Here is a 14,105-nt window from a genome sequence, read left to right as displayed (position 1 = left end):
CCGTCCCCTACACTCCGCTCTTCCGATCTAGTAGGTGCCCCAGGGCCTGTCGACTTTCGCGGGCTAATCGCGATCTGCCCGGGCAGATCGCGATTAGCCCGCGAAAGTCGCGTGCCTCAGGGGGTCTTGCGGCCGGGGACGGTGGTCGGCCGGTTCCGGCGGACCGAGTGCACCACGAACAGCGTCACGAGCAGGGCCACCAGGCCCCCGCCGGTCCCGGCGAGCGCGACGATCATCGGGGCGGAATCGCGGTCGTTCGAGGGTGGCAGGTTCGCGGGCAGCGGAACCGGCTGGGCCTTGTCCGCCTCCGACGGCACGATCGCCGTCAGCGCCGCGATCGGGTCGATGACCCCGAAACCGACGAAGTTGTCCCGCCCACCCGGCGCCGCCGGGTGCTGCGCCGTCGCCTTGATCCGGTTCATCACCTCACGGGCCTGCAGCCCGGGGAATTTCGCGCGCACGAGGGCGGCCAGCCCGGCGACATACGGGGCCGCGAAGCTGGTCCCTTGAATGGGGCCGGGATCCTTGCCGCCTTCGATGGTCAGGTTGGCCAGGCTGCTCGACCCTTCCGCGGGGTCCAGCGAAATGATCTTGGTGCCCGGGGCGGCCACGGAGACCCACGGCCCGTTGACGCTGAAGTCCGCGACGCCACCGGTGTCGTCGATCGCCGCGACCGACAGCACGTCGTCGGCGAACCACGGCGGCGTGACGATCATCTTGGGCGACTTGGGATCCGGCTGGTCGTTCTGCGGGCACTTGTCGCCGACGTTGCCCGCCGCCGCGACGACGACCACGTCCTGCTTGACGGCGTAGTTCACCGCGGCCTGCAGCTGCTGTTCGCCCTCGGTGATCTTCCCGTCGGCCTGACGACAGTTGTCGACCGACATGTTGATGACCCTGGCACCCTTGTCGACGGCCCTGACCACGGCTTGCGCGAGCGTCTTCAGCGTGCCAGCGGTCTTGCCCTGTTCCTGCTGCCGTCCGCCCTTGTCCTGCCCTGGCGCCGTTCCGTCCGCCGCACCGCCGACAGCGCCGTTTCCCTGTGAGGAGGGCGGGAGTTCCGAGCCCGGCTGGTTGTTCGACGACGCGGGCGGCGCGGAATTGGACGAAGCCGGGGGCGCCTCGGACTTCTTCTCCGCCTCTTCGTAGTTCTGGCTGGACTGGCGGATCGACAGGATCGTGGCGTCCGGCGCGACACCACGGAACCCGATGCTCTGGTCGGTCGGGTTGGCGGCGATGATGCCCGCCACCTCGGTGCCGTGCCCGTCGCAGTCTTCGAGTCCCGGCGCCTTGCCGCCGTTGGGGGTCGCGACGTAGTCGCCCCCCGATTCGACACGTCCGTTGAAGTACGGATGCGCGGTGACGCCGGTGTCGATCACGGCGACCTTGACGCCTCCGCCGATCGAGTTCGTGGCGCCGCGCATCAGCTCGTGCACCTTCTGGATCTGCAGGTACTCCTGGCCCCACGGCCGGTTCTTGATGTCGATCTGGTCGCCGCCGAGCTTGCTGCGCTGCACGCACAGCGTCTTCTGCTCGTAGGTCTTGTCCGGCTTGCCCTCGTCGTTCGGTTTCTTGGACGGGTCCACCGGAGGCGGAGTCGCGTAGTAGCCACCGGCGTCCGGCGCGACGCTGCTTTGCTGCGCCCACGCCGGAAGCGCCACCGACGCCGGCGAGAGAACACCGATACCGGCCGCCAGCAGCACCGTTCCGGTACGTCCGGCGAGGCCGAGGTGGCGGACGCGCGTCCCCCTGGACTTCCGCGCTGCTGCCATCAGAGCATCATCCGATCGGGTCGTCACTTGAAATTGAGGTGGCGCAGCGTCGTGTAGAGATCCATGACGCCGAGCGCCAGCGGGAGCACCGTCGCGATGAAGACGGCCTCGAAGATCTCCACGGTCCGCCGCAGCGGCGGCGAGAAGCGCTGGTTCGGGAAGATCACGCCGACCACGAGCGCGCCGGCGCCGATCAGCAGCAGCGCGCCGAACACGAACAGGACCCGGTTCAGTGGGCTCGCCGACCACATCCAGCCGAGCAGGATGCCCGCGCCGGACACCATGCCGGTGGTCAGCAGGGCGATGGCCTGCGCGCCGTTCGCGTACGCCCGGGCCCTCAGGAGCAGGACCAGCGTGGCGATGACGCCGAGGATCGGGCCGAAGACCGTGGGCGACGTCGAGGCGATGATCGCGAACAAGGCCGTGGCTGCGCCGCAGCCGGTCAGCAGGCCGGTCATGTACTCGTGGGCGACCGCGGTCCGGCGTTCGATGGCGCGGTAGTCCGGGAAGCCCGAGTCTTCCTTGAGCTCTTCGGCACTGCCGGGGACGTGCGGTGTCGGCAGCGCGGCGAGCTTGATGGTCGCGCGCGGCAGGAGCGAGATGCAGGCCAGCGAGAACGCGGTGGCGCCCGCGGCGATCCCGGCGATCGGGGTGTCGATGAGGGTCGCGGCCAGGAACGTCAGCGCCGAGATCGTCGCCGTCGTCGCGGCCGCGATGAAGGTGGTGATCCCGTGCCCGATGACGAGGATGCAGACCGCCGCGACGATGATCACGAGAGTGCTCGCGAGCAGCAGGTTCGCCCACAGGGACAGACCCGGCACGATGTAGAAGCCGCTGACGAAGGCCAGCGGGAGACCGCCTGTCGCGGCGATCAGGACGCCGGTCGCCTCGGCCTGGTAGGCCTTGGCCAGTGTCGCGCCGACCGCGACGCACGCGATCGCGCCGACGCCGCCGGCGATCGCGGCGGCGAGTGCGTTGCCGCCGTAGAACGACCCGCTGGTGAAGAGCGCGAGAGCCGAGAAGAACAGCGCCAGGCCGCCCGCGATGTGCCCGAAGCGGCGAGCCGTCTCCTTGGTCCACGGACGGAAGCTGTCCGGGGACGACTCAGCGATCGCGTCGACGACGTCGTCGTACAGCGGCGGCGGCGGGTTCTCGTTGCGTTTGCGCAGCTGGAGCAGCTCGCCGTCGACGACACCGAGGGACGCGAGGGTCCGGCTCGGGTCGAGCGGCGCGTCGCCCAGCTTCGCCAAGGCCCAGCCGCCGTGGCGGGCGCCGCCGTCCGGCGTCGCCTCCTTCGCCATCTCCAACAGCATGGGCAGCAGGTCCGCCACCGCGACGTCAGCCGGCAAAGCCACGTCGATCCGGGTGCGTGGCGCGACCACCGTCACCCTGCTGAATACCGTCGTGCCCGTTGCCACTGCCTTCCCCCTGCCCTGAGAGTCTGGTCCCCGGGGAACCTATACCGAACCCGGGTGCCCACATCATCGACTGTCGGAAAAAGACCGGCAAAAGTAAGAGAGACGACCTCCGGACCTCTCGGCCCGGTTGCCGGCGCGTCGACTTTCGCGGGCTAATCGTGACGCTTGGGGGCCTGAGCCCTCAGAGCGCCGGATCGCGATTAGGGGGCTAAACATCACGTCGGGCGTCCGGGCGCCGGATCGCGATCAGCCCGCTAAACGCACGTCGGCGGGGGCGGAGCCCTAGACTCCTGGCATGCGTATGGTCCCGGCAGGGGCCGTTCTCGGCGTTGTCCGGATTTCACCGGCCACGTTCGATAGGTTGTCTCGCGCACCCGTTCGCGCACCAACGGTGGCCGCCATCGTCGAGTTTGAAGAGGGGTCCTTCGATGAGCACGCTGCAGTTCAAGAAGTCGCCGCGTCTGGCGGCGCCGCGGCCGCCGGGCGGCGAGGTGCATCTCGAACCGCCGCCTGAGGTGCCGCGCACCATCCCGGGCAACATCGTCATGAAGCTGCTTCCGGCGGTGATGATCGTCGCGTCCCTCGGGATGATGGTCTTCATGTTCACCACGGGTGGACGCAATCCCATGATGATGATGATGGGCGGCATGATGGTGCTCAGCACCGTCGGCATGATGGCCGGCGGCGCGGGCAAGGGCGGCGGCGCCAAAAAGGCCGAGATGGACGAGGACCGCAAGGATTACCTGCGCTACCTCGGCCAGATGCGCGACAGGGCCCGCGAGGCCATGGTCGACCAGCGCGCCGCGCTCGAGTGGGTCCACCCCGACCCGCAGACGCTGTGGTCCCTGGCCGCGAGCCGCCGCATGTGGGAACGCCGCCAGAACGACCAGGACTTCCTCCACCTCCGCGTCGGCCGCAGTTCGCACCGCCTCGCGACGCGGCTCGTGCCGCCGCAGACCGGCCCGGTCGACGAACTGGAGCCGATCGCCACGCTCGCGCTGCGCCGGTTCGTCCGCGCGCACTCGATCGTCCCGGACCTGCCGACCCAGATCACCCTCCGCGGGTTCGCCGCGGTCAGCATGCAGGGCGACCGGGGCCTGACCCGCGGCCTCACCCGCGCGATGCTGGCCCAGCTGGTCACCTTCCACAGCCCCGACGACGTCCTCATCGCGGTCGCGACCGCGGGCCGTGCCAAGGAGGAGTGGGAGTGGGCGAAGTGGCTGCCGCACGCCCAGCACCCGGCGCTCGCCGACGGCATCGGGCAGCTGCGGATGATGGCCGGTTCGCTCGCGCAGATCGAGCAGTGGCTCGACGAGGAACTCCGTGACCGCCAGCGCTTCTCCCGCAACGCGACGCCCGCCCCGGACCAGCCGCACGTCGTCATCATCGTCGACGACGCCGAGGTCACCCGCGAAGAGCAGATCATCCTCGAAGAGGGTCTGGTCGGCGTCACCCTGATCGACCTTTCCGACTCCATCGGCAACCTCGCCGCCCGCCGCGGTCTGCGGCTGGTCGTCGAGGAAGACCGTCTCGGCGCGCGCAGCGCCGGCGGTGTCGAGTGGTTCGGCCGCCCGGACACGCTCAGCGTCGTCGAGTCCGAAGCCCTCGCCCGGCTCCTCGCCCCGTACCGCGTCGGCACCGCCGCGCAGGACGCCGCCGAGGAAGAGCCGCTGCTGTCCAACCCCGGTCTGCTCGAACTGCTGGGCATCCCCGGCGACCCGATGACCTTCGACGTCCAGCAGTCATGGCGGCCCCGCCCGGTGCGAGACCGCTACCGCGTCCCGTTCGGCGTCGGCGAGTACGGCCAGCCGGTCGAGCTGGACATCAAGGAAGCCGCGATGGAGGGCATGGGCCCGCACGGCCTGTGCATCGGGGCGACCGGTTCCGGTAAGTCCGAGTTCCTCCGCACCCTGGTGCTGGGCATGCTCGCCACGCATTCGTCGAGCACGCTGAACTTCGTCCTCGTCGACTTCAAGGGTGGTGCGACGTTCCTCGGCCTGGACACCGCGCCGCACGTTTCCGCGGTCATCACCAACCTCGCGGACGAAGTCACGCTGGTCGACCGCATGAAGGACGCGCTGGCGGGCGAGATGAACCGCCGCCAGGAAGCGTTGAAGAACGGCGGTAACTTCAAGAACGTCTGGGAGTACGAGAAGGCCCGCGAGAACGGCGCCGACCTCGACCCGCTGCCCGCGCTCTTCATCGTCTGTGACGAGTTCTCCGAGCTGCTGGCCGCGAAGCCGGACTTCATCGACCTGTTCGTCGCCATCGGCCGTCTTGGCCGGTCGCTGCAGATGCACATGCTCCTCGCGTCGCAGCGGCTGGAAGAGGGCAAGCTGCGCGGTCTCGACTCGCACCTTTCCTACCGCATCGGCCTGAAGACCTTCTCCGCCGCGGAATCCCGGGCCGCGATCGGCGTGCCCGACGCGTTCGAGCTGCCGTCCGTCCCCGGTGGCGGTTACCTCAAGTACGACACCTCGACGCTGGTCCGCTTCAAGGCCTCGTACGTCTCGGGCCCGTACCGGCCCGCGGGCATCAAGGCGGCTGGCCCGGTCGCGACCGTGGTCCGCGCCGACAAGCGCCCGCAGCTGTTCGTCCCGGACTTCGTCGAACTGCCGAAGGAACCGGAGCCGGAGCAGATCGAGGCCGCGCCGGTGGAAGAGGCCAAGTCGGAGGAGGCCGTCGAGCCCAGTGAGCTCGACGTGATCGTCTCCCGGCTGATCGGCCAGGGCCCGCCCGCGCACGAGGTCTGGCTGCCGCCGCTCAAGGAGCCGAACTCGCTCGACACCCTGCTGCCGAACCTGAACCCCACCGACGACCGCGGTCTCTCCCCGGTCGGGTTCTTCGGCAACGGACGGCTGCAGGTGCCGATGGGCATCGTCGACCGCCCGTACGAGCAGCGTCGCGACCTGTTGTGGGCCGACTTCTCCGGTGGCGCCGGGCACGGTGTGATCGTCGGCGGTCCGCAGTCGGGCAAGTCGACCATGCTCCGGACGCTGATCATGTCGATGTCGCTGACCCACACCCCCGAGGAAGCGCAGTTCTACGCGCTCGACCTCGGTGGCGGTACGTTGGCCGGTCTCCAGGGCCTGCCGCACGTCGGCGGTGTCGCCGTCGCCCGGCGCGAGCCGGACAAGGCCCGCCGGATCGTGGCCGAGCTGACCACCCTGCTCACCGAGCGGGAAGGCCGGTTCGGGGCGATGGGCATCGACTCGATGAACGAGTTCCGCAACCGCAAGCGGCGCGGCGAGATCAAGCCCGAGGACGACGCCTTCGGTGACGCGTTCCTGATCGTCGACAACTGGAAGGCGCTGCGGGACGACTTCGACGAGCTGGAGACCTCGATCACCAAGCTCGCCACCCAGGGTCTTTCCTATGGCGTCCACGTCATCATCGCGGCGAACCGGTGGGCGGACATCCGCCCGGCGATCAAGGACATGATCGGTACCCGGTTCGAGCTGCGCCTCGGTGACCCGAGCGAGTCGGACATCGACCGCCGGGTCGCGGTGAACGTCCCGGCCGCCCGCCCCGGCCGCGGTCTGACCAGGGACAAGCTGCACCTGCTGACCGGTCTTCCCCGGATCGACGGATCGAGCAACCCGGACGACATCGCGGCCGGTGTCGCCGACGCGGTGGCGAAGATCAAGGCCGCGTGGCGGGGCCGCCCGGCGCCGCAGGTCCGCCTGCTGCCGGAGATGGTCACCTACGACGAGGTCCTGTCCATCGACTCCAAGCGCGCCACGAAGCTGGTGCCGATCGGTGTCAACGAGGAAGACCTTCAGCCGATCTACCTCGACTTCGCCGCCGATTCGCACTTCTACGCGTTCGCGGACGGCGAGTCGGGCAAGACGAACCTGCTGCGGCAGATCACCCGGGGTATCACCGAGCGGTACTCGACGCAGGAAGCGGTCGTCATCCTCGTCGACTACCGGCGCACGATGCTCGGTTTCGTCAGCGGGGACCAGCTGCTCGGCTACGCGGTGTCCGCCGCGCAGCTGGACAGCATGGTCAAGGACGTGCACGGGTCGATGACCCGGCGGCTCCCCGGTCCGGACGTCACGCAGGAACAGCTGAAGACCCGGTCCTGGTGGACCGGCCCGGAGCTGTTCATCATCGTCGACGACTACGACCTGGTCGCCACGCAGACGAGCAACCCGCTGAAGCCGCTCGCCGAGTTCCTCGCGCAGGCGAAGGACGTCGGTCTGCACATGATCGTCGTGCGCCGGAGCGGTGGCGCGAGCCGGGCGATGTTCGACCCGATCCTCGGCAAGCTCAGGGAGATCGCGGCGCCCGGTATGGTCATGAACGGCTCGCGGGACGAGGGCAACCTCGTCTCCAACGTGAAGCCGAGCCAGATGCCTCCGGGACGAGGAAACCTCGTCACCCGGAAGCACGGCAAGCAGCTCATGCAGGTCTCGTGGATCCAGCCGGACTGACCTCCCGCTGAACCAGGTGAGGTACGGGACGGGCGTGTGGTGACGACGACGATCTGCGGGAGTGGCTGGTGACTGTGCGGGTAGCGGTGGACTTCGGGACATCGAGCACCTGCGTAGTCGCTTCGATCAACGGCCGCGAACCGCAGGTCGTCGTGGTGGACGGGCAGCCCCTGATGTCGTCGGCGGTCTACGCCGCGCCGGACGGGACGCTGTTCGTCGGCCAGGAAGCGGAACGGCAGGCGGCGGTGGACCCGTCGCGCTACGAGCCGAATCCGAAACGCCGGATCGACGAAGGCGACCTGCTGCTGGGCGACAACGTCCTCCGCGTGACCGACGTCGTCAACGCCGTCCTGAAACGCGCGGTGACCGAGGCGCGCCGGCTCGCCGGTGACGCCGAAGTCGAGCTGCTCGTCCTGACCCACCCAGCCGATTGGGGCGCGACCCGGACCCGGCTGCTCCGGCAGGCCGCGGGCGGGCTCGCGCGCCAGGTCGCGCTCGTTCCGGAGCCGGTCGCCGCGGCGGTCTATCACGCGGCGACGTTCGCGCCCGCCGAGCTCAACTCCGAACGCACCGTCGAGTTCAGCGGCCGCCCCGGCGACGCCCTCGCGGTCCTCGACCTCGGCGGCGGCACCGTCGACGTCTCCGTGGTCCAGCGCATGCCCGGCAGCCCGGCGGATCGAGGTTCGCCCGCTAAACGCGCCGGGTTCCAGGTGCTGGCCACGCGGGGGGACCCGAGCTTCGGCGGGGCGGACGTCGATCAGGCGCTCCTGGAGCACGTGGGGTCGCTGGTGTCGTCCGTCGATCCGCCGGAATGGCGGAAGCTGGTCGAAGGCCGCGAGCTCACCGATCGACGCCGTCGCCGCGTACTGAGGCAGGACGTGCGCGGGGCGAAGGAGACGCTGTCCCGGCACGCGTACACCGACGTCCCGATGCCGCCGCCGTTCGCCGACGCGCACGTGACGCGGGAGGACCTGGAGCGGCTCATCGCGGGCCCGCTCGGCCGCGCGGTCGAGCTGACCGTGGGCGCGATCGGCGATTCCGGGCTGCGGCCCAAGCAGCTGACGGCGATCTTCCTGGTGGGCGGATCGAGCCGGATCCCGATGGTGTCCCGGCTGGTGCACGAGCGGACCGGCGTCGTACCGACCACTTTGGACCAGCCGGAGACCGTGGTCGCCCGAGGCGCCCTGCGCGCGGTGCTGATCGACCCGGACCGGACGGGCTCGCTCGCGGGCTCCGCCGTCTCCCGGGGCGGCGCCCCCGGGCAGGCCCCCGTCGACCGGCGCCCTCCGTTCCCTCCCGGCCCCCATCGCCCCACCTCGCCCCCACCGCCGCAGAGCGCGTTTAGCCCGCTAAACGCGACGCGGCAGCAGGGGCCGCCCTCGCCCCCGATGGGACAGCAGGGGATCGCTGCACCGCCGCCGTGGCGGCCGGGGGAGCCCGCGCGCGAGACCAAGCCCGCGGGGAAGGGCAAGAAGACGCCCTGGATCATCGCGGCGGCCGCGGTCGCCGTGGCGGCGGTCGTCGGCGGTGTCCTCTTCGCGGTCAACAGCGGGGAGGCCGAGCCGGAGGGCCGGACGCTCGCCCAGTACGACTACCGCTTCATCGCGCCGCCGGACTGGACGCAGACCGACGATCGCGTCGCCGACCGTCAGGTGGTGATCCATCCGAGCGAGTCCCTCACCGGCGACGACCTCGTGGTCGCCCAGGAGTACGCGATGGCCTACGACGCCACTGTCGACAGACAGAAACTCGTCGACGAAATCCGCACCGGGGCGGAAACAGATCCGAAGCAGAGATACAGCGGCTTCAACGGTTCCGCGAACTACGCCGGCAAAACCGTCGTCTACTACCGCGAGACCAAGCCGAAGGCCCGTGTCGACTGGTACGTCGTCGCGCAGGGAAAGATCCGCGTCCACATCGGTTGCCAGTACGGCACCGGCTCACCGCTCGAACAGCGGGTGAGCGCGGCCTGTGAACAGGTCGTCAAAACGATGGCGGTCGTCAACTGAAGGGGGAGGCGCGTGCCACCCGAATCCGAGACCCCCGCCGAACACTTCGCGCGCACAGGACGCGACGCCGTCACCTATGCCAGACAGGTCGCCCGTACGGCCAAGGCCCGGTACGAACGACGCCGCGGCGAGAACGCCGAACTGGCGAAGCAATTCGGCAAGGGACGGCTCGCCGGCGGCGAGACCGCTCCGACCCCGAGCGTCTTGCGGAACGCCGCGAAACGGTTCCGCGCGGGCGCCGGTCTTCCGGTTCCCGCTTTGCCCGCCGCGGCGGACTTGGTTCCCTTTCGGCCGGAACCGGTGGCCAGACGGCCACGTGTGGGTGACGACGACGAGGACTTTTCGCAGTCGCGAATCATGCGCCGCGTCGATTGACCGATCACTGTGCACTTGCGAAATCCCCAGGTGAAAGCTCTTTTCTCCACGGGAATCCCGGTGTGCTCGCCGGGTTCCCGCGTTCGGTTCCCATCGGGAGCGTTAACGCAAGCAACTACTTGAAACCAAGGAGCGACAAGAGGGAACCGGACGTGGCAGTGTCTCCGTCGTAGGTCCGTACCAAACGAACTTCACCGAGTACGGATAAACCACGAACGAAGGGGGTAGCTCCCATGGCTGGCGGTTTTCAGGGAAGCGTCGAACAGTTCACCCAGTCCGAGAAGCGGGTGACCGAGGTTCGCGTTTCGATGGACCAGAACCTGAGCAAGCTTCGCGACAACATCGAGGCCACCCGCGCGGGCTGGACCGGCGACGCGGCGCTCGCGTTCAACAACGTGATGAAGCGCTTCGACGAGGCGGGCCGTGGGCTCAACCAGGCTCTCCAGAACATCGGTGAGCTGCTCGAGCAGGCCGGTTCGAAGTACAACGCTTCCGAGCAGCAGCAGCAGGAACTGATCAACTCGGTCAACAAGGGCTTCGGCGTCCTCGGCTGATCTGCTCCACCTGTTCCGACACCCCAAAACTTTCTTTGAATTCTGGAGGAAATCATGGCTGAGATGAAGGTCGATTACGCCACGATCCACGCGGCGGCCGACGACTGCTCGAGCACCGGCGGCGAGCTGGAGTCCCTGTTCGGTCAGCTGAAGAGCGACCTCGCTCCGCTGGTCAACACCTGGGAAGGTGACGCGCAGACCGCTTACCTGGCCGCGCAGCAGGAGTGGGACAACAAGTTCGACGAGCTCAAGCAGCTCCTCGCGCAGGTCGCCGGCGTGCTGCCGCAGCTGGCCGACGGCTACCAGAGCACGGAGCAGGGCGTCACCGGCCTGTTCTGAGTCTCACGCTCCGAACGAGCAACGGCGGGCAGGCATCTTCGGATGCCGAGCCCGCCGTTTCGTTTGTCCGCAAGAAAAAGCCGCGACGGGAACTTCCCGCCGCGGCTTCTTCACGTCCCGGTCAGTGCGGTGCGCCGACCTCGAATTCCGGCGTGGTGTTCAGCACCCGGACGGTGACCTTCTTCTGCTGCCCCGAAAGCTCGATCGAGCAGTCGAAAGTGGTGCCGTTCTCCACCTGCTGCCCGGACGGGCACGCGACGTTCTTCACGTCGGGTTCCCCGTAGTGCTCGTTGAGCACCTTGGTGACACCGTCCTGAACCGACTTCTGATCGAGGGTGTCACCGGCGAACGCGCCCAGGAGCCAGGCCCCGACGCCGCCCGCGACCACCACGGCCGCGGCGATTCCGCCGATCAGCAAGGTCTTTTTGGAAACCTTCGGCTTCTTCGCGGGTTCGGCGCCGAAAGCGCCGAGCCCGCCGTACTGCGACGACTGGGTTGGCTGGGCGGGCTGGAACCCTCCGCCGTACTGTCCCTGCGGCGGATTCTGATGCTGTGCCTGCCAATCCTGCTGTGGCGCGGGCTGTTGCGGCTGCGGTTGCTGCGGCTGTTGCCATGCCGTACCCGGCGTGGGGGCGCCACTTTGCTGCCAGGGACCGGAAAACGAGCCGGTGACGCCGGGCTGGGCGGTCTGCTGCCACTGTCCCGTGTAGGAGCCGGTGCTCGCGGCGTTCGGGTCGTTCTGCTGCCACTGCCCGGAATGCGGCCCGGTGGCCTGGCCTTCCTGCTGCCAGCCCTGCTGCTGGTTCGCGGGATTCGCGGGCGGCTGCCACCACTGCTGCGGCTGTTGCGGCGGCTGAGGGTGCTGCGGCTGCTGGTCGGTCATGGCTCAGACGCCCTTCAACTCGTTGTACCGGCGGTTGAAGTCATCCTTGGCCGCCTTGTCCGGCAGCACGGTGATCTGCGAGGCGTCCGGCAGCTTGGGCAGGTCCTGCGTGCTCGCCTTGCCGGTGAAGCGGAAGTCGTAGCGCAGCTCGATCTTGTGCCCGTTGCCCTCGATCTTCGCCTCCATCGCGATCTGGCTCAGCGTCCCGTCCGGGTTGAGGGAGACGGTGGTCCGCACCGGGGCCTTCTTCATCTCGTCCGTGATGCCGCTCATGATCGACGTCGGCAGGATCTCCACCCGGCGTTCGATGAACTTCGCGAACGGGACGTCGGCGGTCAGCTCGGTCCGCTTGTCCGGAAGGCTTTTGGCGCCCTTCACGATCTTCTTGTCCGCGTTGTAGGACACGGCGATCGCGTCGGCCATCTTGCAGGCGTGGATGATCCCGACCCACGCGCAGGGAATGGTCAGCCCGGCCTCGGACTTCAACATCGAAACCCATGGCGTCGGGGCGAGGCTCTTGTAGACGGGCCCGAGGTAGACGTACTCGACGGGCCCGTCGGCCGGGGTGTACCAGTCGATGCTGTCGTCCGGGTTCTTCTGCGAGCGCTGGCGGCTGACCCGTCCTTCCGGCGAACCGGTGCGGGCCGAGGAGATCGTGCTGCGGACGTACTTCTCGTCGAAGCGGAAGTAGGCGCCCGATTCGCTGGTGACGTCGCGCTGGTCGCCGATGGTGTCCTGCAGCTTGTTCATCGCCGCTTCGAACTTCGTGCCGACGTAGGTCGCCGCGTCGTCGCCCTTCGGCACGGCGGTGCCCGCACGCGCCTGGCCGCAGGCCGTGGTGAGCGCCAGCACGGCGCCCAGCACGCACAAGATGATCGTTGGCCGTTTGTTCATCGCCGTTCCCCTGATCGAGTCCCCGCGCGCGGTGCGCGTCCGGATCGTCTCATCCTCTCCCGGGAAGGACGATGCCGTGGGCGGTTCCGCCACACCGGCGGGGTACAGTTGCAGGGCGCCCGCCGGGCGCCGGTCCTAGTATGGGACCCCGGACCGACCCCCGCTTCGCAGTAGGGTCGGGCGTGGGGGTATCTTCATATGTCGTTGTGCGCTGCGGCGCGTAAGCGCTAGGCCCGCACAGAACCCACACGCAATGTTGACGACGAGGTAGACCCTTGCCCACGTACAGCCCCAAGCCCGGCGACGTCACTCGTGCCTGGCACGTGATCGACGCCGAGGATGTCGTGCTCGGCCGGCTCGCGACCGAGGTCGCCACGCTGCTGCGCGGCAAGCACAAGCCGACCTACGCCCCGCACGTGGACACCGGTGACTTCGTCATCATCGTCAACGCCGAGAAGGTTGCGCTCACCGGAAACAAGCGCGAGCAGAAGTTCGCGTACCGGCACAGCGGTTACCCCGGCGGTCTGCGGAAGCGCTCCTTCGGCGAACTGCTCGACACCAAGCCCGAGCACCTGCTCGAGAAGGTCGTCAAGGGCATGCTCCCGAAGAACAAGCTCGGCCGCGCCCAGGCGAAGAAGCTCAAGGTCTACGCCGGCGCCGAGCACCCGCACGCCGCGCAGCAGCCGCAGGCGCGCGAGATCACCAAGATCGCGCAGGTCGCGCAGTGAGTGAGGAACAGTCTGTGACCAGCACCGAGGAGACCGCGACCGAGGCCGTCGCGACCACGGAGACCGCTCCGGTCGGCGACGCCGTCGCGACCAGCGAGACGCCGGCCGCCCCGCGCCCGTCGCGTGCCGCCGGTGGCAACGCCCAGACCGTCGGCCGCCGCAAGGAAGCCGTCGTCCGGGTGCGCGTCGTTCCCGGTACCGGTGAGTTCAAGCTCAACGGCCGCACGCTCGAAGAGTACTTCCCGAACAAGGTTCACCAGCAGCTCATCCGTGAGCCGCTGGTGACGGTCGACAAGCCCGACTCGTTCGACATCTTCGCCAACCTGCACGGTGGCGGGATCTCGGGCCAGGCAGGCGCGCTGCGTCTCGCGATCGCCCGTGCGCTCGTCGAGGTCGACGCCGACGACCGCCCGGCCCTGAAGAAGGCCGGCTTCCTGACCCGTGACGCCCGCGCCACGGAGCGGAAGAAGTACGGCCTCAAGAAGGCCCGTAAGGCTCCGCAGTACAGCAAGCGCTGATCGCGCCTCTGGCGCAACCCGCGGAAGCGCCCATCCGTCTCTCGGATGGGCGCTTCCGTGTTTCCGGGGTCCTTCGGGCCCCCGCTCGCCCCAGCCCCACCTGCCCCACCCGTCACATGCGCCCCACCCGTTTCGCGATTAGCCCGCGAAAGTCGCACGCGTCGCGTTTAGCCCGCTAA

The 14,105-nt window shown here is 68.9% G+C and carries 11 protein-coding genes; 7 read left to right on the top strand and 4 right to left on the bottom strand.

Annotation, left to right across the window (positions count from 1 at the left end):
• Positions 1–116 precede the first annotated feature (116 nt).
• Both AB0N89_RS36490 and eccD read right to left on the bottom strand, forming a co-directional pair.
• Positions 117–1,772 carry a S8 family serine peptidase gene (locus AB0N89_RS36490; protein ID WP_364214748.1) on the bottom strand — a complete coding sequence of 552 codons (1,656 nt, stop codon included), beginning with the start codon at positions 1,770–1,772 and terminating at the stop codon, positions 117–119.
• A 23-nt stretch (positions 1,773–1,795) separates the two neighbouring features.
• Positions 1,796–3,160: a type VII secretion integral membrane protein EccD gene (eccD, locus tag AB0N89_RS36485; RefSeq protein WP_005166823.1), complete on the bottom strand. Its 1,365-nt coding sequence runs from the start codon at positions 3,158–3,160 to the stop codon at positions 1,796–1,798.
• A gap of 458 nt (positions 3,161–3,618) precedes the next feature.
• On the opposite strand from eccD, the gene eccCa reads away from it, so the two are divergent.
• The 5 genes from eccCa (at position 3,619) to AB0N89_RS36460 (ending at position 10,903) form a co-directional block, all read left to right on the top strand.
• Positions 3,619–7,626 carry a type VII secretion protein EccCa gene (eccCa, locus tag AB0N89_RS36480; protein WP_364214745.1) on the top strand — a complete coding sequence of 1,336 codons (4,008 nt, stop codon included), beginning with the start codon at positions 3,619–3,621 and terminating at the stop codon, positions 7,624–7,626.
• A 68-nt stretch (positions 7,627–7,694) separates the two neighbouring features.
• The gene (locus tag AB0N89_RS36475) at positions 7,695–9,635 is read left to right on the top strand and encodes a type VII secretion-associated protein (RefSeq protein WP_364214742.1); all 1,941 of its coding nucleotides are present in this window, start codon (positions 7,695–7,697) and stop codon (positions 9,633–9,635) included.
• Between the two features lie 12 nt (positions 9,636–9,647).
• On the top strand, positions 9,648–10,010 hold the full coding sequence (locus tag AB0N89_RS36470; protein WP_364214739.1) for a hypothetical protein: 363 nt from the start codon (positions 9,648–9,650) through the stop codon (positions 10,008–10,010).
• A gap of 233 nt (positions 10,011–10,243) precedes the next feature.
• Complete coding sequence (locus tag AB0N89_RS36465) at positions 10,244–10,564, top strand: WXG100 family type VII secretion target (RefSeq protein ID WP_364214736.1); 321 nt, start codon at positions 10,244–10,246, stop codon at positions 10,562–10,564.
• A 54-nt stretch (positions 10,565–10,618) separates the two neighbouring features.
• Complete coding sequence (locus tag AB0N89_RS36460; protein WP_364214734.1) at positions 10,619–10,903, top strand: WXG100 family type VII secretion target; 285 nt, start codon at positions 10,619–10,621, stop codon at positions 10,901–10,903.
• Positions 10,904–11,024: 121 nt separating this feature from the next.
• On the opposite strand, the gene AB0N89_RS36455 is transcribed toward AB0N89_RS36460, so the two are convergent.
• Positions 11,025–11,786, bottom strand: a complete 762-nt coding sequence (locus AB0N89_RS36455) for a DUF4333 domain-containing protein (RefSeq protein ID WP_364214731.1) — start codon at positions 11,784–11,786, stop codon at positions 11,025–11,027.
• Between the two features lie 3 nt (positions 11,787–11,789).
• On the bottom strand, positions 11,790–12,680 hold the full coding sequence (locus AB0N89_RS36450; protein ID WP_364214729.1) for a hypothetical protein: 891 nt from the start codon (positions 12,678–12,680) through the stop codon (positions 11,790–11,792).
• 275 nt (positions 12,681–12,955) lie between these two features.
• Between AB0N89_RS36450 and rplM the strand changes: the two genes are divergently transcribed.
• Positions 12,956–13,408, top strand: a complete 453-nt coding sequence (rplM, locus tag AB0N89_RS36445) for a 50S ribosomal protein L13 (RefSeq protein ID WP_005166833.1) — start codon at positions 12,956–12,958, stop codon at positions 13,406–13,408.
• A gap of 14 nt (positions 13,409–13,422) precedes the next feature.
• Positions 13,423–13,926: a 30S ribosomal protein S9 gene (gene rpsI, locus AB0N89_RS36440; RefSeq protein WP_364214726.1), complete on the top strand. Its 504-nt coding sequence runs from the start codon at positions 13,423–13,425 to the stop codon at positions 13,924–13,926.
• The last annotated feature ends 179 nt before the right edge of the window (positions 13,927–14,105 follow it).

It is taken from the genome of Amycolatopsis sp. NPDC089917 (assembly GCF_040684635.1).
Lineage (GTDB): Bacteria > Actinomycetota > Actinomycetes > Mycobacteriales > Pseudonocardiaceae > Amycolatopsis.
Note: the sequence above shows the minus strand (reverse complement) of the source record. Positions and strands in the feature narration are given on the sequence as shown.

What these genes read in the sequence shown, in the direction of transcription:
- AB0N89_RS36490 (WP_364214748.1), bottom strand. Translation starts at nt 1,772, where the DNA reads ATGGCAGCAGCGCGGAAGTCCAGGGGGACGCGCGTCCGCCACCTCGGC.
- eccCa (WP_364214745.1), top strand. Translation starts at nt 3,619, where the DNA reads ATGAGCACGCTGCAGTTCAAGAAGTCGCCGCGTCTGGCGGCGCCGCGG.
- AB0N89_RS36465 (WP_364214736.1), top strand. Translation starts at nt 10,244, where the DNA reads ATGGCTGGCGGTTTTCAGGGAAGCGTCGAACAGTTCACCCAGTCCGAG.
- AB0N89_RS36460 (WP_364214734.1), top strand. Translation starts at nt 10,619, where the DNA reads ATGGCTGAGATGAAGGTCGATTACGCCACGATCCACGCGGCGGCCGAC.
- AB0N89_RS36455 (WP_364214731.1), bottom strand. Translation starts at nt 11,786, where the DNA reads ATGACCGACCAGCAGCCGCAGCACCCTCAGCCGCCGCAACAGCCGCAG.
- AB0N89_RS36450 (WP_364214729.1), bottom strand. Translation starts at nt 12,680, where the DNA reads ATGAACAAACGGCCAACGATCATCTTGTGCGTGCTGGGCGCCGTGCTG.